The sequence below is a fragment of the Streptomyces sp. 549 genome (assembly GCF_030124175.1).
In the GTDB taxonomy this organism is placed as follows: domain Bacteria; phylum Actinomycetota; class Actinomycetes; order Streptomycetales; family Streptomycetaceae; genus Streptomyces.
This window is the reverse complement of the sequence record NZ_JASKMT010000011.1, coordinates 1-20,146: the sequence shown is the minus strand read 5'-3', so window position 1 is coordinate 20,146 and position 20,146 is coordinate 1. Positions and strand designations below refer to the sequence as shown.

Genomic DNA, 20,146 nt, shown 5'->3' with positions numbered 1-20,146 from the left:
GAGCACGTATGACCACCCGCACCCTTGTCGTCGTGTCCGCCGGGCTCGGCGTCCCGTCCTCGACGCGGCTGCTGGCAGACCGGCTGGCGGCGGCGGCCCGTACCCGGATGGAACAGGACCGGCCCGACCGCCCGGTCGAGGTCGTCGTGGTGGAGCTGCGCGACCTGGCTACGGAGATCGCCCACCGCACGGTCTCCGGCTTCACCGGAACCGCACTGCGCGACGCCCTGGAGGCCGTCTCGCAGGCGGACGCGCTGATCGTCGCCACGCCGATGTTCAACGCGTCCTACAGCGGACTGTTCAAGTCCTTCTTCGACGTGCTGAATGCCGACGCGCTGACCGGGAAGCCGGTGCTGATCGCCGCCACCGGAGGCTCCGCGCGGCACTCGCTCGCGCTGGAGCACGCGGTGCGGCCGCTGTTCTCGTTCCTGCGCGCGCAGGTCGCACCGACCGCCGTGCACGCGGCGTCCGAGGACTGGGGGCAGGGCGGCGGCCGACACACCGACCCGCTGGGTGAGCGCGTCGAACGGGCGGCCGGCGAGCTGGCCGCCATGGTCGGCCACCGCCCGGACGTCGACGCGACGCCGGAGCAGGTGACTCCGTTCGCCCAGCAGCTGGCGGCCGTCGGCGCCCGTCCGCCCGGCGAGGGCACCGGCCGTCCGGCAGCCTGAGCGGCACACCACGCACCGGCAGGGCCTCCCGTCACGAGGCGGGAGGCCCTGCTTGTCGTGTGCGGGACGGCTCAGCCGGTCAGCGGCCCAGCTCGCGGCGGCGCGAGACCCGGCGCAGCCGCCTGCGCTGGGAGGGGTCCAGCGTCAGGTACGCCACCGCCGGCACACCGAACACGATGAGCATGACGGCCCACAACGGCAGCCAGATCAGCAGCAGCAGCCCCACTGCCACGCCGCCGACCGCGATCTTCCCCTGAGTGCTCATGGAATCCTGCCTCCTCCGTAGGCGGCGCGTGCCGCTCCCCTCCATTGAACGCCCCGCACCCGCGGACCGTTCCGTTCCGCTGCCCGCGAGTGCTGAACCGTTTCCGGTCGGTCCCGGCCGTGGGGTACCCTCGGCGACCTCCGCCCCCAGTAGTCAAGTTTGAGGAATGCGTCAGCGCCGTGCCCCCGACCACGCCTCTCAGCCCCGCCCAGACCTCCGCGCTCGCCGCCTGCGCGGCCGTCTTCCTACCCGCCGACCCGCCACGCGAGTCCACCGTCGCCTTCTGGCATCCGCACGGCGGCCCGCCCCTGCCGGACAGCGCCTCCGCTGCGGACCCGCAGGCGGACGCTGACCCGCACGGCGGCACCACTCTCACCGTCGCCCTGCCTGCGGACGGCGGCAGCGGAGGCGGCGGCGCCAATGACGGCGGCAGGAGCGGCACCGGCGACCGTGGCGATGACGGGGCTTCCGCGGGGAGCGGCGTGGAGCTGCGGAGCGTGCCGGCCTTCGAGCTGCCCGTGGCGGAGGCGATCCCCGTTCTCACCAGGGCCCGCGCCTCGGGCACCGGGACCGCCGCCGGATTCTGGGGTGCCGCCGCGCTGCTGGCACTGCAACTCGCCGCCCGCGGGCGGCTGCTGCCGGGCCTGACGGACGGTGACCACGACGCCTGGCGGCTCGGCCCGCTCGATCCGGGCGACGCCGAACGCGTCGGCGCGCTCGCCGGGGCGATGCCGGCCGACGCGCGCGCCGTGCCGCTGCCCGGCGACGGCCCGGTACTGCTGCCGGAGGCGGACGGGCTGCTGTACGCGTTCCTGGACGCCGTCGCCGACGGCCTGCCCCGCACCCCGGCTGCGGCGCTGGCCGCGGGCAGACCCGCCTTCGCGTCGCCGGTGCCGCAGAAGGTGCCGCAGTTGCGCGCCTGGACCTCGGCGGTGGCGGCGGAGCACCACTCCGGGGTGCGGCTCTCGCTGCGGATCGAGCAGGAGGCCGCCGCAGGCGACCACGAGCCCGCCGACGACGTGCGCTTCCGTGCCGTGCTCCAGGTGCACAGCACCGCACGTGCCTCCCTCGTCACCGACGCGGCGGCGCTGTGGCGGGGTGACGCCCCGCCCGGCATGGGCCCGGAGACCCGCACCGCGACCCTGCTCGCCCTGCGCCGCGCAGCCGCCGCGTGGGAGCCGCTGCGGGCGCTGCTGACCGCGTCCGTGCCCGACTCCGTCGAACTCGCCGACGAGGAGGTGGGCGAACTGCTCAGCCCGGCGACCGCCGGGCGCCTGGACACCGCCGGGGTGCAGGTGCACTGGCCAAGGGACCTCGTCCGCCGGCTCGACGTCGGCGCGGACCTGGACCGGGACGGCACCTGGGACGGGCAGCCCGGCGGTGGCAGCGGGCTGCTGTCGCCGAAGTCCCTGCTGGCGTTCAGCTGGCGGTTCGCCGTGGACGGCGAGGAGGTGTCCCGCGCCGAACTGGACCGGCTGGCTGAGGCGGGCCGGGCGCTGGTGCGGCTCAGGGACCGCTGGATTCTGCTGGACCCCGAGGCGGTGCGGCGGGCACGTGCCCGCCGGGACCGCGAGGTCGGCGCCGCCGAGGCGCTGCGGGGTGCGCTGTCCGGCACGTGGGAGGAGGACGGCGAGCAGGTCGAGGTCCGGGCCGCCGGACGGCTCGCCGCGGTCCGGGACCTGCTGGAGTCGGGCGCCGACGGGGGCGGCACCGTCGTCGAGCCGCCGGAAGGACTGGACGCGACGCTGCGCGACTACCAGTTGCGCGGACTGGGCTGGCTGGACCGGCTCACCTCGCTCGGCCTGGGCGGCTGCCTGGCCGACGACATGGGCCTGGGAAAGACGGTCACCCTGATCGCGCTGCACCTACGCAGGCAGCACACCCCGGCGACGGCCGGCCCGACGCTGGTGGTGTGCCCTGCGTCGCTGCTCGGCAACTGGCAGCGCGAGATCGAGCGGTTCGCCCCCGGCACACCGGTACGCCGCTACCACGGCGGCGCCCGCACCCTGGACGCGGTGGCCGACGACGGGTTCGTGCTCACCACCTACGGCACGATGCGGCGGGACGCCGACGCCCTGGCCTCTGCGGCTGACTGGGGTCTGGTGGTGGCAGACGAGGCCCAGCACGTCAAGAACCCGTACGCCGCGACCGCCCGACGGCTCCGCGCCGTTCCGGGGCGGGCCCGCGTCGCACTCACCGGCACGCCGGTGGAGAACCGGCTCACCGAGCTGTGGGCCATCCTGGACTGGACGACTCCCGGGCTGCTCGGCACGCTTCCCGCGTTCCGCCGTCGGCACGCCGACCCCGTCGAGGCCGAGCAGGCCGCGGGCGGTGGCCCGGCCGCCGAGCAACTGGCCCGCCTCGTCAGGCCGTTCCTGCTGCGCCGCCGCAAGGTGGATCCGGGCATCGCCCCGGAGCTGCCCGCCAAGACCGAGACCGACCATCCGGTGGCGCTCACCGCCGAGCAGGCCGGCCTGTACGAGGCGGTGGTCCGCGAGGGCCTGGCCGCCGTGTCGGACGCCGACGGCCCGGCCCGTCGCGGCCTGGTGGTGAAGCTGCTCACCTCCCTCAAGCAGATCTGCAACCACCCCGCGCAGTACCTGAAGGAGTCCTCCCCCGACCTGGCGGGCCGTTCAGGCAAGTTGGAGCTGTTCGACGAGCTGCTGGAGACCCTGCTCGCGGAGGGCGCCGGCACCCTGGTCTTCACCCAGTACGTGCGCATGGCCCGGCTGCTGGAGGGCCATCTCGCCGCGCGCGGGGTGCCCACGATGCTGCTGCACGGCGGAACACCGGTGCGGGCCCGTGAGCAGATGGTCGCCCGCTTCCAGGCGGGTGAGGTGCCGGTGTTCCTGCTGTCCCTGAAGGCCGCGGGCACCGGCCTCAACCTGACCCGGGCCGAGCACGTCGTGCACTTCGACCGCTGGTGGAACCCGGCCGTGGAGGCCCAGGCGACCGACCGGGCGCACCGCATCGGCCAGTCGCGGCCGGTCCAGGTGCACCGGTTGGTCGCGGAGGGGACGGTGGAGGACCGCATCGCCCGGCTGCTCGCCCGCAAGGCGGCGCTGGCCGAAGCCGTGCTCGACTCGGGCACAGCAGCGCTGACGGAGCTGACCGACGGTGAACTGGCCGAACTGGTGGCCCTGCACGGACCGGCAGCCGGGGAACCGGCCGGCCAACCCACTACCGCCCGGACCGGAAGGAGCAGTCGTTGAACGCCGAGGACCGCTCCCCCAGCCACGAGAGCCCGCCGCAGGAGCGCGTGCGCACCTATCCGGCGCTGCCGCCGCCACCGGGACGCGCGTTCGCCCGCAGCTGGTGGGGCGTCGGCTGGCTGACCGCGTGGGAGGCGAGCACCCTGGACACCGCCGCGCTGCGCGCCGGACGCCGGCTCGCCCGATCGGGCGCGGTGGGCGCGGTGTCGGTGCGGCCGGGCCGCGTCACGGCCGTGGTCCACGACCGGGACGGCACCGGGCACCGGGCGGACGTGCTGCTGCCCCCGCTGCCGGACGGCGACTGGGAGCGGCTGCTGGACGTGGTGGCGGGCGAGGCCGGGCACTTCGCCGCGCTGCTCGACGGCGTGCTTCCCGCCACCCTCGCGGAGGACGCGCAGGCGGCGGGGGTGGAACTGCTGCCCGGCATCGGCGACACGGAGGCGGAGTGCGGCTGCGGCGCCTGGGAGTCCTGCGCGCACACCGCCGCGCTGGGCCGGCAGTTCGCCCGACTGCTGGACCAGGACCCCTTCGCGCTGCTGCTCCTGCGGGGGCGGACCGCCGACGAGGTGTGCGCCGACGTGCAGCGGCGGTCGGCCGTGCCCGCCGGCCCGGCGTCCCACGACCCGTCGGGGCCCGGGGAGGAGGCAGCCCGGGTGTACGCGCGAGCGGCGCCGGCCGCCGACTGGCCGGACGTCCCGCCGGTATCAGAGCCCGGCGGCACCGCGGGCTGGGACACCGACGTGCCACCGCCGCCGGAGGTGGACGTCGAGGCGCTGGCGTACCTGGTCGCCGACACCGCACGGCGGGCGGCGCGCCTGCTGGCGGAGGCGCGGGCGCCTGGCCACGCGTCGGCACCGGTGGCGGAGCCGCTCGCAGAGGACGCGGACGCGGTACGGCTGGCCGCGGGCGGACCGGGCGAACGCGTCGAGCACCGGCTGGCCGCCGCCGGCAGGCGGGGCACGCTCGAACTGCGGCGCGCGGTTGAGGCCTGGCAGCTCGGCGGGGCCGAGGCACTGGCCGTGCTGGACGGGACGTGGCAGCCGGAACCGGCAGCCCTCGGACGGGCCGGCGCACAACTGGCCGGCGCCTGGCGGGACGAGGAGGAGCAGCCGGTGTGGAACCGGTCCGGCAGCGTGTGGACGGCTGCCGCAGCGGGCGCGCTTGTGGGGGCGGCCGGGGAGGCGGAGGCGGAGGCGGGAGTGCAACTGCGGTACGGCCCCCGCGGATTGTGGTGGCCGTACCGCAGCCGGGACGGGCAGTGGTGGCCGGCCGGGCCGCCGTCCAAGGATCCGGCGGCGGCCGTGGCCGAGTCACTGGCCGTCCCGCGGTCAGCGGTGCCGACGGCTCACGCGTTGCGGCTCAGCACCGGGTGGTAGCCGCCGGACTGTCCGGCGGCAGTGGGGTGGTAGGAGTCACCGACCGGCCAGGTCAGGCCGTGCAACCAGGCGGCTCCCGAGCACAGTTCGTGCCCGGTGAAGGTGGAGCGCACGTCACCGAACCGGAACCCGTGGTCGGCGGCCCGCTTGGCGGTGACCTCGTTCAGCGCGTCGGACGCCTCGTTGAGCGCGGCCCGCGACCGCTCGCTGATGCCCACGCAGGCGGTGCCCAGCTTGTACATGCGCGGATAGCCGAGCACCACGACCTGGGCGGCCGGTGCCTTGCCGCGGATCGCACCGTAGACGGCGTCGAGGCGGCCCGGCAGGGTGCCGGAGATGTAGTTCCGGGCGACGGCGACCCGGCTGAGGCAGGCGCTCTCGCCCTGCAGCACGCAGGTGGTCATGACGTCGGCGAATCCGGCGTCGTTGCCGCCGATGCTGACGCTCACCAGCGTGGTGGCCGAACTGAGCGGTCCGAGTTGGTTGTTGATGACGTCGGTGGTGCGTGCCCCGGAGCACGCGGTGAAGTGGAAGGAGGAGGGCGAGTTCGCGTTGCTCCACAGCTGCGGGTAGGCCCGGTTACTGCGACGGCAGTCTCCGCTGCCGCTCTGGTAGCTGCCGGCGCCCGCGCCGGAGGAGTAGGAGTCACCGAGTGCTACGTAGGAGACCGCTGCCTGCGGTGTCGCGGCGGCGCCCGCGCCGTGCAGCGCGGGGAGTGCGATGAGGGCCGCCAGAGCGGCGAAAACCGTCAGGAATCGGGGCAGATGCATGGAACCTCCCGTGGGGGACATGGAGGAACGCCTGTGACATCTGTCGTAGCAGCGCACAACCCGTTCGAGAAGTGTCCATGCCAAAGATTTCGTTCATTTCCGCGCTGCGGAACGAACGAAGGGAGGTGCCGGTGACGGTGGTTGGGCCGAACAGGTGAGCAGCAGGCCCAGAAGTACGACCTGGTGAGGGGGCGTCAGAGAAGCGCGACGGCCAACGAGACGCCGCGCCTCCGGCTCAGCTGAGCGTGCCGGTGAGCTTGCTGCCCTCGGCCGCGACCAGGCTGCAGGTGACGGTCTTCATCCCGAGCCGGTACCCCGTCACCTTCGGGAACTGGGCGAGCGTGCGGAACTGCCTGCCCGCGGGCTGCTGGCGGGCCTTGGGCTCCAGCTTGGCCTTGCACAGCGAGTCCGCCTTGGAGCTGACCTCCTCATCCGTCGTGTAGTCGCCGGTCAGCTTCTCCTGGTGGACGACCTCCGCGTCATGGGCGACGGAGCAGGGCTGCTTCTCGTTGAAGCCCTCCTTCTCCTTCGAGATGTCGAAGCAGTCGCCCGGGCGCAGCTGGTAGGCGGCACGCGGACCGCTGGTGGGAGTCGGCATGCTCGACTCCCAGTCGAACGCCGACGGGCTGTTCGACGGGTCGTCGAAGCGGTCGCCGCCGTCGTAGGGGTCGTCCTCGGAGTCGTCGAAGCGGTCCGCGCCGTCCTCCGGGGTCGGCGACGGGGAGGGTGCGGCACCTGGTGTCGTGGGCGAGGGGCTGGGCTGCGCTTCCTCACCCTTGTCGCCGCCGGTGAACGCCAGGGCGGCTCCCACGATCAACACGCCGGCCGCCACCACCGACACAAGCGTGATCACCAGGGCCTTGCGATTGCCACCGCCCGGAGGCGGCGGGGGCGGCGGCCAGCCGCCGGGCCCGGGCGGGCCCGGCGGACCGGGCGGACCGGGCTGACCGAAGCCGCCGGAGCCGCCCGGCCCCGCCGGGTAGCCGTAACCCGCCTCGCCGCCGGGGCTGCCGGGCACACCGGGGTAGCCGTAGGCACCGGGTGCCGGCGGACCGAACCCGGCCCCCTGCGGCGGCTGGTGGGAAGGCTGGTGCCCGGGCGGCGGCGGTATCGTCATACGCCCACTCTGACATGCCTGGAACAGCTGCGGACCGGCAGGTGCACCACCTTCACAGTCCGCAACCCGCCCTCCGCTCCGGGTGGCAAGGGCGCTGAGGGCGGGGCGGGCACGGGGCGGGCACGACGGCGACGGCGGACGGCCGCACGTCCGGCGTGCGCAGTGGCAGCGCCGCCTCGGCTACGCGGTCGCGGGGACCGGGGGAACTAAAATCGCCGGCAGCGGCGTTGCCCTTGCATCTGTACACGGGAGGTTCCATGCGCGGCCTGAGACCGGCGTCCTTCGGCGCCCGACCGGAGGGCGAGCGGCTGCGGCGCATCCTCGCGTCCCCGCACTTCGACACCGCGGCCGGCGCCTTCCGCAACCCTGGCGGCCCGGCGACCCCGCCGCTCGCGGCGGAGCCGGCGGGCGGACGCGCGGAGATGCTGCGCGCCCTGCTGCGGCGGGACGGCCGCCGGCCGGTCTCGCCCGTGCCGGTGCAGACGCCCGACCTGTCCGCGCGGCCCGCCTCGGGACTCCGGCTCACCTGGTGCGGCCACTCGACGGTGCTCGCCGAGATCGACGGCCACCGGGTGCTGTTCGATCCGGTGTGGGGCGAGCGCTGCTCGCCGTTCAGCTTCGCCGGGCCCCGCCGCTTCCACCGCCCCCCGCTCGCGCTGCCCGAGGTCGGGCCGCTGGACGTGGTGGTCGTCTCCCACGACCACTACGACCACCTCGACATGCCGTCGATCCGCGCACTGGCCCGCAGCGACGTGCGCTTCGCCGTGCCCCTCGGGGTGGGCGCCCACCTTGAGCGCTGGGGCGTGCGGCCCGAGCGGATCGCCGAACTCGACTGGCACGAGTCCACCACCGTCGGCTCCCTGACGCTGACCGCCACCCCTGCGCGCCACTTCTGCGGACGCGGCCTGCGCAACAGGCAGCAGACCCTGTGGGCGTCGTGGAGTGTCGCCGGTCCGCGGCACCGCGTCTTCCACAGCGGCGACACCGGCTACTTCCCCGGGTTCGCCGACATCGGCCGTGAGCACGGGCCCTTCGACGCGTCGATGATCCAGATCGGGGCCTACAGCCCGCACTGGCCCGACATCCACATGACCCCCGAGGAAGGGCTGCACGCCCACCGCGACCTCGGCGGCGGGGTGCTGCTGCCCATCCACTGGGGTACCTTCAACCTGGCCCCGCACCCGTGGGACGAACCGGCCGAGCGCTCGCTGACCGGGGCAGTCGCAGCCGGCGTGCGCATCGCCGTCCCTCCGCCGGGGCTGCCCTTCGAGCCTGCCGCCGACGCCCTGCCGACGGACCGCTGGTGGCGGCAGGGCGACCCGGCAGGCGCCGCCTCCTCCGGCACCACCGGCGCACGTCCCCGCTGACCCACTCCTCCCGCTCGCCCACCCGCTCGCCCCCGCCGACCGCAGGGACCGCGGGCGGCGGGTCACCGTTCGCCCGGTGAGCGTGGCTCGCCGGTCATCGGCAGCGGGCCGGTGCTGAGGCTGGCCTTGGGCTCGGGCACCGCACGGAAGCCGGGTGCGCCGCGCAGTCGCCAGCGGCTGCTGACGGCGGTGAGCAGCAGCAGGGCCTCCACCAGCGCGAACTGGTCGCCGATGCACTTGCGGCTCCCGGCTCCGAAGGAGAGCTGCGCGCTGCGCGGCACGCCGGCGGCCCGCTCGGGCAGCCACCGGTCGGGGTCGAACCGTTCGGGGTCGGTGAAGTGGCGGGCGTCGCGTCCGATCGCGTAGAAGCTGAACAGCACGATGCTCCCGGCAGGCAGCTCCAGCCCGCCGAGCGTGGCGGGGGCGGTCGTGCTGCGTGAGAGCAGCCACGTCGACGGGTACAGGCGCAGGGACTCGGTGAGCACCCGCCGGGCGTACGGCATCCGCGACAGGTCGGTGAAGACCGGCAGCCGGCCGTCCAGCACCTCGTCGACCTCGGCGAACAACCGCTCACGGGCCTGCGGGTTCTCGTCCAGCAGGTGGAAGGACCAGGACAGCACGTTGCCGGTGGTCTCCGTCCCGCCCAGCAGCAGGCTCACCACCTGCTCGTGGATCTCGTCGGGGGTCAGCCGCTCGCCCGTGCCGGAGTCGGTGGCGTTGACCAGCGTGGACATCAGGTCGCCGTGGTCGGCGTCCGCCCGGTAGGCCGTTATCGTCCGCTCGATGACCGAGTGCAGCCGGGCGAGTGCCTGGTCGAAGCGGCGGTTGGCGGGCGTGGGCAGCCTCTCCATCAACCCGAAGGGCGCCACCATGCGGCGGTACACGCCGCGGGTGAACACCGGCAGGCACTGCTGGATCTCGGTGACGGCCCGCTCGTCGATCTGGGCGGCGAAGAGCGTGCGCACGATGATGCGGGCCGTCATGGCCTGCATGGCGGCGTTGACGTCGAAGGTCCGGCCGGGTGTCCAGCCGGCGAGCACGGCGGCGATCTCCTCGTTCATCACCTCCGCGTAGCCGGCCATCCGGGAGACCTGGAAGGCCGGTTGCATCAGTCGCCGCTGGCGCCGGTGCACCTCCCAGTCGGAGGTGGCCAGCCCGTCGCCGGTGAGCAGCCGGACCTTGTCGAACAGCGGCCCGCCCTTGTCGTAGGTGCGCGAGTCCCGCAGTACCTGCTGCACGAGGTCGGGATCGCACACCAGATGGGCGCGGCGCGGACCCAGGCGGACCTCGACCAGGTCGCCGCAGGCGGGCAGCGCGGCGAGGAACGCCAGCGGGGAGCGGCGAAGCGGCAGCGCGTGACCGAGCAGGGGCAGGGCGCCCGGGGCGGCGGCCACCGGGCGGCGCACGGCCGGGGCGGCGCTCACGGCACCAGCCTCGCCGGTCCGCCGGACAGGTCGACCCAGCCGGAGGTGGTGCCGTCCCACACCGATCCGTCGCCGAAGTAGCGCGGTGTCAGGTACTCGAACTCCTGGGCTCCGCCCAGCAGGTGGTCGAGTCCGGTGAGGTAGGCGCGGACGTCGGCCCGTCTTCCCGGCGCGGTGCGCAGCAGGGCGTCACGGGCGGCCACGTAACCGCGTTCGTGGCGTTCGACGAGGCCGCAGAGCCGGTCGACGGCCTGCTGCAGCGGAATGCGGTCGTGGTGCTCCAGGACGCGGACGGCGTTCATCGGATCGCCCTGCTCCTTGCGCAGGGACAGCAGGTCGTTGACGAGGATCATCTGCCGCATGCCGTGCCCGTGCAGCTCCGCGAAGGCCGCCGTCTCCCGCAGCCCGGACATGTCCACGGCCATGGCGTACTCGTTGAGCAGCAGTATGAAGTCGCAGCCGAAGCTGTCCAGCCGCAACTCCGTGTAGGTCCGGTAGTCGGGGACGCCGCCGCCCAGCTGGAAGGGCAGTTCGGCGGCGATGCCGTCGAGGAAGACCGCCAGTGCGGCACGGAACCGGTCGGTCTGGCGCGGGCTGAGGCCGGGGCTGACGCGCCGCCACAGGTCTGCGGCGGCACGGCCCAGTGGTAACGCCGGGTCGGTGTCCGCGCCGAAGCCGGACAGGACACGGCCGAAGACCTCCCGGGCGCCGCTGCTGTTGGCTCCCAGGGCGGAGTGGTCGACGGCGAGGTCGTCGATGAGGCCGACGAAGTGGTAGAAGTCGGCGAGGTCGAGCACCCGCTGGTCGTCGGCGAGGGGCGCAGTCAGCGGCCCGTACAGGCCGACTCGCTCGCGCAGCAGTCTGAGCAGGTGCGCCTCCCCGTCGAAGCAGGCGCCCAGGTGCCTGCGCACCCAGGCGTTGGAGCGGAACTCCGTCTGCGCGGCCTGGGGGTGGTAGGCCACCGGCAGCAGGCGGGGCAGTTCGGGCAGGAAGTAGCGGTCGGCCGTGCCGGTTGCTGTGGGGGCTGCGGTGGGCGACTGCGTGGTGTGGTGCACCGGTACTCCTGGAGGGACGGTTGCGGACCGGAGGATCCGGACGGACCTGAGCATCGGACGGGCCTGAGGGCATGCGGGAGCCGGGTGAGGCGGGTGAGACGGGACCTCAGGAGTTGCGGTAGGAGGATCTGGCCAGGGTGCGCAGCGGCACGCGGACGTGGTCGGGGAACGGCGCCGCGTCCAGGGCCAGCAGCGCCGTGCGCAGCCGGTCCTCGATCATGCGCTCGACCTCCGCCAGGGCTCCGGTGTCGCGGAGCACGCCGCGCACCTCGTCTGCCTCCTGTGCGGTGAGTGTCGGCCGGCCCACGGCCCCGGCAGCAGGGCACGCTGCCGGGGCCCGGCCGGCTGGTGCGCGACGGCCATGAGGACGGTGCACTTGCCGTCCCGGAGGTCGCCGTTGACCTGCTCGGCGCGGTGCCGCTCGGCCAGTTCGCGGTATCGCGGTACACGGTGGGACGGCCGCGGCGGGTGGCGCTGTCGTCCATGACGTCGTCCTGCACGAGGGCGAAACCATGGAAGAGCTCCAGGGCGGCGGCGTTGAGCACCGCCTCCCGATCGCCGTGGGCGCCGGCGGCGTGCCAGCCGCACAGGCACATCAGCGGCCGGATGCGCTTGCCGCCGGCCAGTACCAGATCGCGCAGCGCGCCCACGGCGTCGGCCGGCGGCGGGGCGGCCAGTCGGCCGTGGCGGGAGGTGAGGAACCGGGTCAGTACGACGTCGACCGCCTCGCGTATCGCAGCGGGTTCGAGCTGTCCGTCAGTGAGAGTGGTGGTCATGACGCGGTCGCCTCCGTCACCGCTCGCCGAGCCCGTGCCGCGCTCTGCCGTGCTGCCGTGTGCCGTGTGCCGTGCCGGGGGCTCCTGCTCAAGGGGCTGGGGCCCGAACGGTTGAACGCTATCCTTCACCGCCTCCACGGCTCGGAAACCGGTGGATGTGCCTCTGGCACCCCACCCCTCTCACGGTGGTGCGCGGGGCGGCGCGCGGCAGCCGCCCGCGCGCCGTCTCCGGCAGTCACTGGCGAATCGTTCCTGCTCAAGCCCTCGCGGTGAGCGGCCAGGGGCACGGCGCAGGGGCGCGCTCGGCTCAGCCGGGCGGGTCGAGGCGGCGCGGGCGCAGCGCCGCGGCGTCCAGCTCCTCCCGGGCCTGGCTGACGACGGCTTCAGCCCCGCACTGCGCGGCCTCGTCCACACCGCGGTAGAGGCACTCCGCAGCCTCCCGCGTCCGCCCGGCCCTGCGCAGCAGGGCGCCCAACTCCACCAGTGCGGAGGCGCGTTCGGACGCGGCCGGCGAGCGCTCCAGGCAGTGGACCGCCCGCTGGAGCGTCTCGACGCGCCGGGCGGGCTCGCTCAGCCGGGAGGCGACCCGCAGCGTCTGGCCGAGCACGGAGGGAGCGCCGAAGCGCTCGGCGCGGCGCACCGCCTCCGCCACCAGGTCCCGGGCGCGCTGCGGATCGGTGGCCTCGGTGGCGAGGGCCAGATGCGGCAGCCACGGGCACCAGCCGGGGTTGCGCATGCCGCGTGCGTCGAAGCGGCGCCCGACCTCGGCGAGGTCGGTGGCCGCCTCCTTGGCCATGCCGCGGGCCAGTAGCAGTTCACCGCGCACTGCCTGGGCGTCGGGGAACACCCCTGAGGGGAAGGGCTCGGCGAAGCCGTGCTCGGCGGCGAGTTCCGCGGCGGCGGCGGTCCGCCCGCGGGCCAGCAGGATCTGCAGCAGGCTGGCCGTCGCGGAGCAGTGCACCGGAGTCGCCGGGCCGACCCGGTCCGCCAGGCGCAGTCCGGCGCGGACGAAGTCCTCGGCGTCGGTGAGGCGGCCGCTGCGGTAGCGGACGTGGCCGAGGAAGGTGTAGCCGAGCGCGAGCGGCACGCCGCGCCAACCCTGCCGCTCGAACTCGCCCACGCCGCGTGCGAACAGTTCGTCCGCGCGGTCGGGCCGGTCGCAGTGCAGGAAGGTGAGCGCGACCAGAGTGGGGACCTCGAAGCCCCAGTCCTCGTCGGTCCACCGCATGTCGCCCAGCGCGAGGGAGCGTTCGGCGTGTTCCAGGGCCACCGCCATCGGCTCGCCGCGGACCATCGCGTCCCAGGCCCGCAGCCCGAAGAGGTAGCGCTCGGTGCGGTCACGGCCGGTGAGCCGTTCGGTGATGCGTGCCAGACGGCGCGACCTGGCCGGGGCGCCGCCGTCCTCGGCGGTGAAGGCCGCCATCATGAAGTGCTCGGCGAGCAGACGCAGCCGGGCCCGGGAGTCGGTGGCGCGGGCGGCCTCCTCCTCCATCACGGTGACCGCCTCGGGCAGCCGGTCGCTGTAGGTCAGGGCCCGGGCGAGCCGCATGGTGGCGTTCTGCCGCAGCCCGACCGTGGCCTCCGGCTCCTCCAGTGCCGAGCGCAGGTGCCGGGCCGAGGCCACCGGATCGTGCATGAGCGCGGGGCTGCCCAGCTCGTAGAGCACGTCGGCACGGGCCTGCCCGATGGGCGGCTCCCGCAGGGCGCGTTCCAGGGCCCGGCGGGCGGCGTCCGGCGCTCCCGTCCTCAGGTACTCGCGCGCCGCGGCCCGCAGGTGCTCCACCACCCAGTGGTCACCGTCCGGGTGCGTCTCCTGGAGGTGGCGGGCGGCGGCGGTGGCGCCCTGCCCCGACTCCACCAGTTCCCAGGCGGCCTTGCCGTGCAGCGCGACCCGCACAGCCGCGGGCACCTCACGGTAGACGGCGGTGGCGACCAGCGGGTGCACGAACTCGACGGGCTCCTCGGCCTTGAGAATGCGGGCCCGCCGCAGCCGCTCACGGCCCTGCGCGGCCTCCAGCGGAGTGAGCGCCGCCATCGACGCCGCCAGCGGCAGCGTCGCCTCGGAGCCGAGCACGGCCACCGCCCAGGCCAGGCGGACCGATGAGGAGCCCAGCTCGTCCAGGCGCTCGACGAGCCCGATGCCGGTGTCGGAGTCGGCCAGTTCCCTCAGCCGGAGCGCGTTCTCCCGGGTCGGCGACAGGCCGCGGTCCGCGGCCTTGGCAGCCAGTTCGACCGTGCGGAAGGGGTTGCCGCCGGTGGCGAGCCACGCCTCGTGGCAGAAGGCATCGTCCGCGTGGGCACCGAGCGTCTCGCGCAACAGACCGGCGACGGCGGTGGGAGTCAGCGGGGCGAGTTCCAGCGGGCGGCCCGCGTCCCGGTCCGGAGCGTTCAACGCCGCTGCGTCCGCGGGGAGTTCGTCCGTCCGGTAGGCGGTGGCGAGCAGCACGGGCAGCGTTTCGATGCGGGTGGCGAACGCGGTGAGCCACTGCAGGGACTCGTGGTCGGCCCAGTGGGCGTCGTCCACCAGCAGGACCAGGGGCCCGCGCCGGGCGGCGAGCCGGGTCACCACCAGGTCCAGCCCGTCCCGCACGCCCTGCTGGTCGGGGGTCGCGCCCTCCTCGGCGGGGCAGAGCCCCACGCAGGGGCCGACGATGGCGTACCAGTCGCCCAGCACGTCGTGCAGTTCGCGCTCGGAGAAGGTGGCGAGCAGCGGAAGCAGCAGCTGCCGCACGAGGTGGAACGCGATGGCCTGCTCGCGTTCGCCGCCCCTGGCGGCGAGCACGGTGCACTGGCGGTCCGCCGCGATCCGGCGCACCTCGTCGAGCACCGTGGACTTGCCCGCTCCGGCCGGGCCGGTGAACGACAGCCGGCCGCCGCGCGGCACCCCGGCCGGGCCGGTGCCGCCGCGACCGTACAGGCCGTCCACGGCGATCTGCGCGCTGACAAGTTCGGCCTCGCGCTCCAGCGGACCGCGGTAGCCGCCACCGGGATGCCGGTGGTGTTCTGCCTCGTTCGTGTCGAACTGCTCGGAACCCACGCGTTCCCCTCCGGCACGGCACCGTCCGCGCCGCGGCTGACTGGCGGTTGAGTGCCCGAGTCCGCTGGGGTGGCGGCTCGGAGTCGGCGTAGCGTGACGCCAGGGTAGCGCGGTAGTGACAGGCCGTGAGGTGATCCGGGAGAACCCCCTCGGAGGGGCTGCCGGGAACACCCGTCGGGCCAGGAACGTTCATGGGGGAACAGAGGCCGTACCGCCGGACGGGAGGCTGGACGTGAGCACCGACCCGCAGGACCGGGGCAAGGACGAGAGCCGGGACTGGGACGAGCTGGTCCTCGACGAGGAGTTCATCCGGGACGCGGAGGTGAACGAGCCCGCCGCCCGCACCAGGATGCTGCAGGAGCGCTGGCGCCACGCCCCGCCGGAGCCCCAGCCGTGGCGGGCCGACGCTCCGCCCGCGGGCTGGTTCTTCAGCCGGAGCAGGCGCCAGGAGCGCAAGGAACGCAAGCGCTGGCGGCGCAAGAAGGACGACTGACCGCCGATCCGCTCCGCGCGGGGCCCGGGACCTGGGTCCCGGGCCCCGCGCGGAGTCGGCCGCTCGCTTCCGGTGGTCAGCCCCTGGCCCCCAGCAGGTGGTCCATGGCGAGCTGGTCGAGCCGCTCGAAGGCCATGCCGCGGGCGGCGTGCCCGTCGAGGTCGAACTTCTCGAAGGCCGTGGCGTCGGCGAGCAGGTCCGCTGCGCTCTCGCCGGGCTCCAGCGTGGGCAGGGCGAGTTCGTCCAGCCTGGAGTCGCGCAGTGCCTGCCGGACGTCGGGGTCGGCCCGGAACGCCGCCGCCCGCTCCTTGAGCAGCAGGTAGTTGCGCATGCACCCGGCGGCGGACTCCCACACACCGTCCATGTCCTCGGTGCGCGGCGGCTTGAAGTCGAAGTGCCGCGGGCCTTCGTAGCCGGCGGTCTCCAGCAGGTCCACGAGCCAGAACGCGGCCCGCAGATCGCCCGCGCCGAAGCGCAGGTCCTGGTCGTACTTGATGCCGGACTGCCCGTTGAGGTCGATGTGGAAGAGCTTGCCGGCCCACAGCGCCTGGGCGACGCCGTGCGGGAAGTTCAGCCCGGCCATCTGCTCGTGGCCGGTCTCGGGGTTGACGCCGAACATCTCGGGCCGCTCCAGCCGCTCGATGAAGGCGAGCGCGTGCCCGACGGTGGGCAGCAGGATGTCGCCACGCGGCTCGTTGGGCTTGGGCTCGATGGCGAAGCGCAGGTCGTAGCCCTGCTCGGTGACGTGGTCCGCCAGCAGGTCGAAGGCCTCCTTCATCCGGTCCAGGGCCAGCCGCACGTCCTTCGCCCCGCCGGACTCGGCGCCCTCGCGCCCGCCCCAGGCGACGTAGACCTGCGCGCCGAGTTCGGCGGCGAGATCGATGTTGCGCATGGTCTTGCGCAGGGCGAAGCGGCGTACGCCGCGGTCGTTGGCGGTGAAGGCGCCGTCCTTGAAGACGGGGTGGGTGAACAGGTTGGTGGTGGCCATCGGGACGACCACGCCGGTCTCGTCCAGCGCCTGGCGGAACCGGCCCACGTGGGCGGCCCGCTCACTTTCGGAGGCGCCGAAGGGGATGAGGTCGTCGTCGTGGAACGTCACACCCCAGGCGCCGAGGTCGGCGAGGCGCCGCACGGACTCGGCGGGATCGAGCGGGGGTCGGGTCGCGTCACCGAAGGGGTCGCGACCCTGCCAGCCCACGGTCCACAGACCGAAGCTGAACTTGTCCTGCGGTGTCGGTCGGGGGTCCATGCCATGTCCTTCCGTATTTCGTCATCGCTCTTAACAAATTAGTATGCGCAAGCATGCGGGGGAAGCCCCCCGGCGAGCAGCGAGGAGGAACAAGGCATGGCCGCACCCGAAGGTCCGCTCGTTGTCGGGGTGGACAGCTCCACCCAGTCGACGAAGGCACTGGTCGTCGACACCGCGACCGGCGAGGTCGTCGCCCGGGGACAGGCGCCGCACACCGTCAGCGCCCAGCACGAGAGCGACCCCGAGCAGTGGTGGCAGGCACTCCGGGAGGCCCTGGCGCAGTGCGGGGCCGCCGCCCGCCGCGCGTCCGCAGTATCCGTCGGCGGCCAGCAGCACGGCCTGGTCACGCTCGGCGCGGACGGCCGCCCGGTGCGTCCCGCTCTGCTGTGGAACGACGTGCGCTCCGCGCCGCAGCGCGACCGGCTGGTCGGGCGGCTCGGCGGGCCCAAGGCGTGGGCCGAGCGCACCGGCAGCGTGCCGGCGCCGTCCTTCACCGCACCCAAGTGGATGTGGCTGGCCGAGAACGAACCGGACGCGGTCGCGGCGACCCGGGCTGTGCGGCTCCCGCACGACTACCTCACCGAGCGGCTCACCGGCGAGGCCGTCACCGACCGCGGCGACGCCTCCGGCACCGGCTGGTGGGCGTCAGCCACCGAGGCGTACGACCCGGAGGTACTGGAGCTGATCGGCCTCGACCCGGCCCTGCTGCCCCGCGTCCCCACACCCGGCGAGGCCGCCGGCACGGTCCGGCCGGGTGCCTCGGCCGGCCTGCCGGCCGGCGCGCTGGTCGCCACCGGCACCGGCGACAACATGGCGGCGGCGCTCGGCCTGGGGCTGCGCCCCGGCCAGCCCGTGCTGAGCCTGGGCACCTCCGGCACCGTCTACGCCGTCTCCCGCACCCGGCCCGCCGACCCGACCGGGACCGTGTCCGGCTTCGCGGACGCCGGCAGCGCCTGGCTGCCGCTGGCCTGCACCCTCAACTGCACGCTGGCCGTCGACCGGTTGGCGGGCCTGCTCGGACTCGACCGGGAAGCGGTGGCAGGGGGTGGCGAGGCCGTCGTCCTGCCGTTCCTGGACGGGGAGCGCACGCCCCACCTGCCCTACGCCTCGGGCCTGGTGTACGGGCTACGCCACGACACCAGCGGCGGCCAGCTGCTCCAGGCCGCCTACGACGGGGCGGTGTACGCGCTGTTGCGGGCGCTTGACCTGGTGCTGGAGGCCGACAGCGACCCGCGGACGCCGATCCTGCTGATCGGCGGCGGCGCCAAGGGGGCCGCCTGGCGGGAGACCGTGCGCCGGCTGTCGGGGCGCCCGGTCCGGGTGCCCCGGGCGCAGGAGCTGGTGGCCCTGGGCGCGGCGGCGCAGGCGGCCGGGCTGCTGCTGGGCGAGGACCCGGCGGAAGTGGCGCGGCGGTGGGGCACCTCAGAGGGCCAGGACCACGACGCGGTGCCGCGCGACGAGGCGGCGCTGGACCGGCTGAGCCACACCCTGGACGCGGCGGATACCCTGCTGCGTCAGTCGTGACCGGCAGCCGGGCGGGCAGCCGGACCCGGCTGACCGCCGGTCCGGCGCCCCGCCCGGCGACCCGCTCTCCGCACCCACCGACCAGCAAGGACGGACCGCATGGCCACCGCAGCCCGGCCGCGTAACCAGCAGGACGTGCGGCGGCGCAACCTCGCCGCCGTCCTGCACGTGGTGGCCGACGCCGGGCCGCTCTCCCGGGCGTCGGTGGCCGCCCGCATAGGCCTGACCAGGGCCGCAGTGTCGACCCTGGTGGACGAACTGCTCACCACCGGACTGCTGGTCGAGCAGGGCCCGGGACGTTCCGGTGCCGTCGGCCGGCCGGGCACCGACCTGGCGCTGAACGACCGCGGGCCCTGCGGTATCGGCGCGGAGATCGGCGTGGACCGCCTCCAGGTGTGCGCGGTGGACCTGCGCGGCGCCGTCCGGGCGAGGGCCGTCGTGGCCGCCGACAGCCGGGACAGCGAGCCGGGCCCGGTCCTGGCCCGGCTCGCGGGCCTCGTGGCGCAGGTGGCCGCAGAGGCCCGGGAGGCCGGCCTGGAACCCGCGGGCGTCTGCGTGGCGGTGCCCGGCCTGGTCGCCCGGGACCGCGTCACCGTGGTGCGCGCTCCCAACCTGGGCTGGCGGGACGTCGACCTGGCCCGCCACCTGCCCAGGGAGGCGGGCAGCCCGCTGTGCGCGGACAACGAGGCCAACCTCGGGGCACTGGCCGAGCTGTGGCTGGGCGGTCACGACCCCGAGCCGCGCGACGCGCTGCACGTGTCGGCCGCCATCGGGATCGGCGCCGCGATCCTGGTGGAGGGTGAACTCCTGCGCGGCGCCCGGGGGTTCGCAGGCGAGCTGGGCCACGTACCGGTCCAGCCGGAGGGCCGCCCCTGCGGCTGCGGCTCGCGCGGCTGCCTGGAGCAGTACGCAGGCGAGGAAGCGGTGCTGCGCGCCGCGGGACCCGCGACCACGGACAGGGACGCCCGGCCCGGGAGCGATGGGCCCGGGAGCGAGGGGCCAGGTGCGCGTACCGCCGCTCTGGCCGCGCGGGCGGCGTCCGGCGAGCAGCCCGTCCGGCTCGCGCTCGCCTCGGCGGGCACCGCGCTGGGCGTGGCACTGAGCGGCGCCGTCAACCTGCTCGACCCGGCAACGGTGGTGCTCGGCGGCGGGCTGGCGCAGCTCGCGCCGTGGCTGCTGCCTGCCACGGAGGCGGAACTGGCGCGCCGGCTGCCGCATCCGCCGGCGCTCGCGGTGTCCCGCCTGGGTTCCGACGGGCCGCTGCTGGGCGCGGCCCACTCGGTGGTGCGCACCGTGCTCGACCACCCGCCCGGCCGCCCCGGCTGATCCCGGCCCCACCAGGCTCCGCGTCGCGCACCATCTCGGCCGCCCGCCGCCCGGTCGGCGCCTGGCACGTGGCTCGTGGCTCGTGGCGCACAACTGCCCGTTCGGGAGGGCCACTTACCCGCCCGAACGCCGGACATCTGATCCCACTTATCACCCGATTCGGGGAACGGCCCCCGTTCCGGGTGGGTATCACGCCCGGCGTGCCCCACCATCGCGATCATGACGACAGGTCACCTCGTGCGGGCCACCGCAGGAGCAGCAGCCGCTGCGGCACTGGTCCTCGGTGTGCCCGTGGGCAACGCCTCGCCGGCGCACGCCGACGCATGCGCGTTCTCCGACCCCGACCGGTCGCTGCACGACGCCCTGGAGAAGGCGCTCGGCGGTGCACCCATGACCGACGTCTGCGCCCGGCCGTCACCGCCGCCGCCCAGCCCCTCCCCCACTCCCCCACCACCCGCCCCGGCCCCACCGCCGCCGGACCCCG

The 20,146-nt window shown here is 74.8% G+C and carries 15 protein-coding genes and 2 pseudogenes; 8 read left to right on the top strand and 9 right to left on the bottom strand.

Going from position 1 to position 20,146, the window contains the following annotated elements; translation table 11 throughout:
• Positions 1-8: 8 nt before the first annotated feature.
• Positions 9-671: a CE1759 family FMN reductase gene (locus QNO07_RS14670; protein ID WP_283992436.1), complete on the top strand. Its 663-nt coding sequence runs from the start codon at positions 9-11 to the stop codon at positions 669-671.
• 79 nt (positions 672-750) lie between these two features.
• Here the strand turns inward: QNO07_RS14670 and QNO07_RS14665 are convergent, their stop codons facing one another.
• On the bottom strand, positions 751-936 hold the full coding sequence (locus QNO07_RS14665) for a tail-anchor membrane protein (protein ID WP_283992435.1): 186 nt from the start codon (positions 934-936) through the stop codon (positions 751-753).
• 179 nt (positions 937-1,115) lie between these two features.
• Here QNO07_RS14665 and QNO07_RS14660 point away from each other — a divergent pair, with 179 nt between their 5' ends.
• Together QNO07_RS14660 and QNO07_RS14655 are read left to right on the top strand one after the other, a co-directional pair.
• Positions 1,116-4,148, top strand: coding sequence for an SCO1167/SCO6262 family helicase (locus QNO07_RS14660; protein ID WP_283992434.1), 3,033 nt, complete (start codon positions 1,116-1,118; stop codon positions 4,146-4,148).
• The gene (locus QNO07_RS14655; protein WP_283992433.1) at positions 4,145-5,524 is read left to right on the top strand and encodes an SWF or SNF family helicase; all 1,380 of its coding nucleotides are present in this window, start codon (positions 4,145-4,147) and stop codon (positions 5,522-5,524) included. Before QNO07_RS14660 ends, QNO07_RS14655 begins: the two co-directional genes overlap by 4 nt.
• Here QNO07_RS14655 and QNO07_RS14650 read toward each other — a convergent pair.
• Positions 5,494-6,294 (bottom strand): SGNH/GDSL hydrolase family protein, encoded by an 801-nt coding sequence (locus QNO07_RS14650; protein WP_283992432.1) that lies wholly within the window; start codon positions 6,292-6,294, stop codon positions 5,494-5,496. The genes QNO07_RS14655 and QNO07_RS14650 overlap by 31 nt on opposite strands.
• Before the next feature lie 235 nt (positions 6,295-6,529).
• Positions 6,530-7,411 (bottom strand): hypothetical protein, encoded by an 882-nt coding sequence (locus QNO07_RS14645; RefSeq protein WP_283992431.1) that lies wholly within the window; start codon positions 7,409-7,411, stop codon positions 6,530-6,532.
• Between the two features lie 257 nt (positions 7,412-7,668).
• Here QNO07_RS14645 and QNO07_RS14640 point away from each other — a divergent pair, with 257 nt between their 5' ends.
• Positions 7,669-8,778: an MBL fold metallo-hydrolase gene (locus QNO07_RS14640; protein WP_283992430.1), complete on the top strand. Its 1,110-nt coding sequence runs from the start codon at positions 7,669-7,671 to the stop codon at positions 8,776-8,778.
• Positions 8,779-8,840: 62 nt separating this feature from the next.
• Here QNO07_RS14640 and QNO07_RS14635 read toward each other — a convergent pair whose 3' ends face one another.
• The 5 genes and pseudogenes from QNO07_RS14635 to QNO07_RS14615 all read right to left on the bottom strand — a co-directional run bounded on the left by QNO07_RS14635 (position 8,841) and on the right by QNO07_RS14615 (position 15,070).
• Positions 8,841-10,202 carry a cytochrome P450 gene (locus tag QNO07_RS14635; RefSeq protein WP_283992429.1) on the bottom strand — a complete coding sequence of 454 codons (1,362 nt, stop codon included), beginning with the start codon at positions 10,200-10,202 and terminating at the stop codon, positions 8,841-8,843.
• Positions 10,199-11,257, bottom strand: a complete 1,059-nt coding sequence (locus QNO07_RS14630; RefSeq protein ID WP_283992428.1) for a terpene synthase family protein — start codon at positions 11,255-11,257, stop codon at positions 10,199-10,201. Before QNO07_RS14630 ends, QNO07_RS14635 begins: the two co-directional genes overlap by 4 nt.
• A gap of 106 nt (positions 11,258-11,363) precedes the next feature.
• Positions 11,364-11,516 (bottom strand): hypothetical protein, encoded by a 153-nt coding sequence (locus QNO07_RS14625; protein ID WP_283992427.1) that lies wholly within the window; start codon positions 11,514-11,516, stop codon positions 11,364-11,366.
• Between the two features lie 238 nt (positions 11,517-11,754).
• Positions 11,755-11,853, bottom strand: a pseudogene (locus QNO07_RS14620) (hypothetical protein); the annotation flags it as partial.
• Positions 11,854-12,340: 487 nt separating this feature from the next.
• Positions 12,341-15,070, bottom strand: coding sequence for an ATP-binding protein (locus QNO07_RS14615; protein WP_283992426.1), 2,730 nt, complete (start codon positions 15,068-15,070; stop codon positions 12,341-12,343).
• Positions 15,071-15,302: 232 nt separating this feature from the next.
• On the opposite strand from QNO07_RS14615, the gene QNO07_RS14610 reads away from it, so the two are divergent.
• Complete coding sequence (locus QNO07_RS14610) at positions 15,303-15,563, top strand: SGM_3592 family protein (RefSeq protein ID WP_283992425.1); 261 nt, start codon at positions 15,303-15,305, stop codon at positions 15,561-15,563.
• Positions 15,564-15,639: 76 nt separating this feature from the next.
• Here the strand turns inward: QNO07_RS14610 and xylA are convergent, their stop codons facing one another.
• On the bottom strand, positions 15,640-16,812 hold the full coding sequence (gene xylA / locus QNO07_RS14605) for a xylose isomerase (protein ID WP_283992424.1): 1,173 nt from the start codon (positions 16,810-16,812) through the stop codon (positions 15,640-15,642).
• Between the two features lie 96 nt (positions 16,813-16,908).
• Between xylA and xylB the strand changes: the two genes are divergently transcribed.
• The 3 genes and pseudogenes from xylB to QNO07_RS14590 all read left to right on the top strand — a co-directional run.
• Positions 16,909-18,336, top strand: a complete 1,428-nt coding sequence (gene xylB / locus QNO07_RS14600; protein WP_283992423.1) for a xylulokinase — start codon at positions 16,909-16,911, stop codon at positions 18,334-18,336.
• A 99-nt stretch (positions 18,337-18,435) separates the two neighbouring features.
• Positions 18,436-19,662, top strand: a complete 1,227-nt coding sequence (locus QNO07_RS14595; protein WP_283992422.1) for an ROK family protein — start codon at positions 18,436-18,438, stop codon at positions 19,660-19,662.
• A gap of 219 nt (positions 19,663-19,881) precedes the next feature.
• Positions 19,882-20,146, top strand: a pseudogene (locus QNO07_RS14590) (hypothetical protein); the annotation flags it as partial.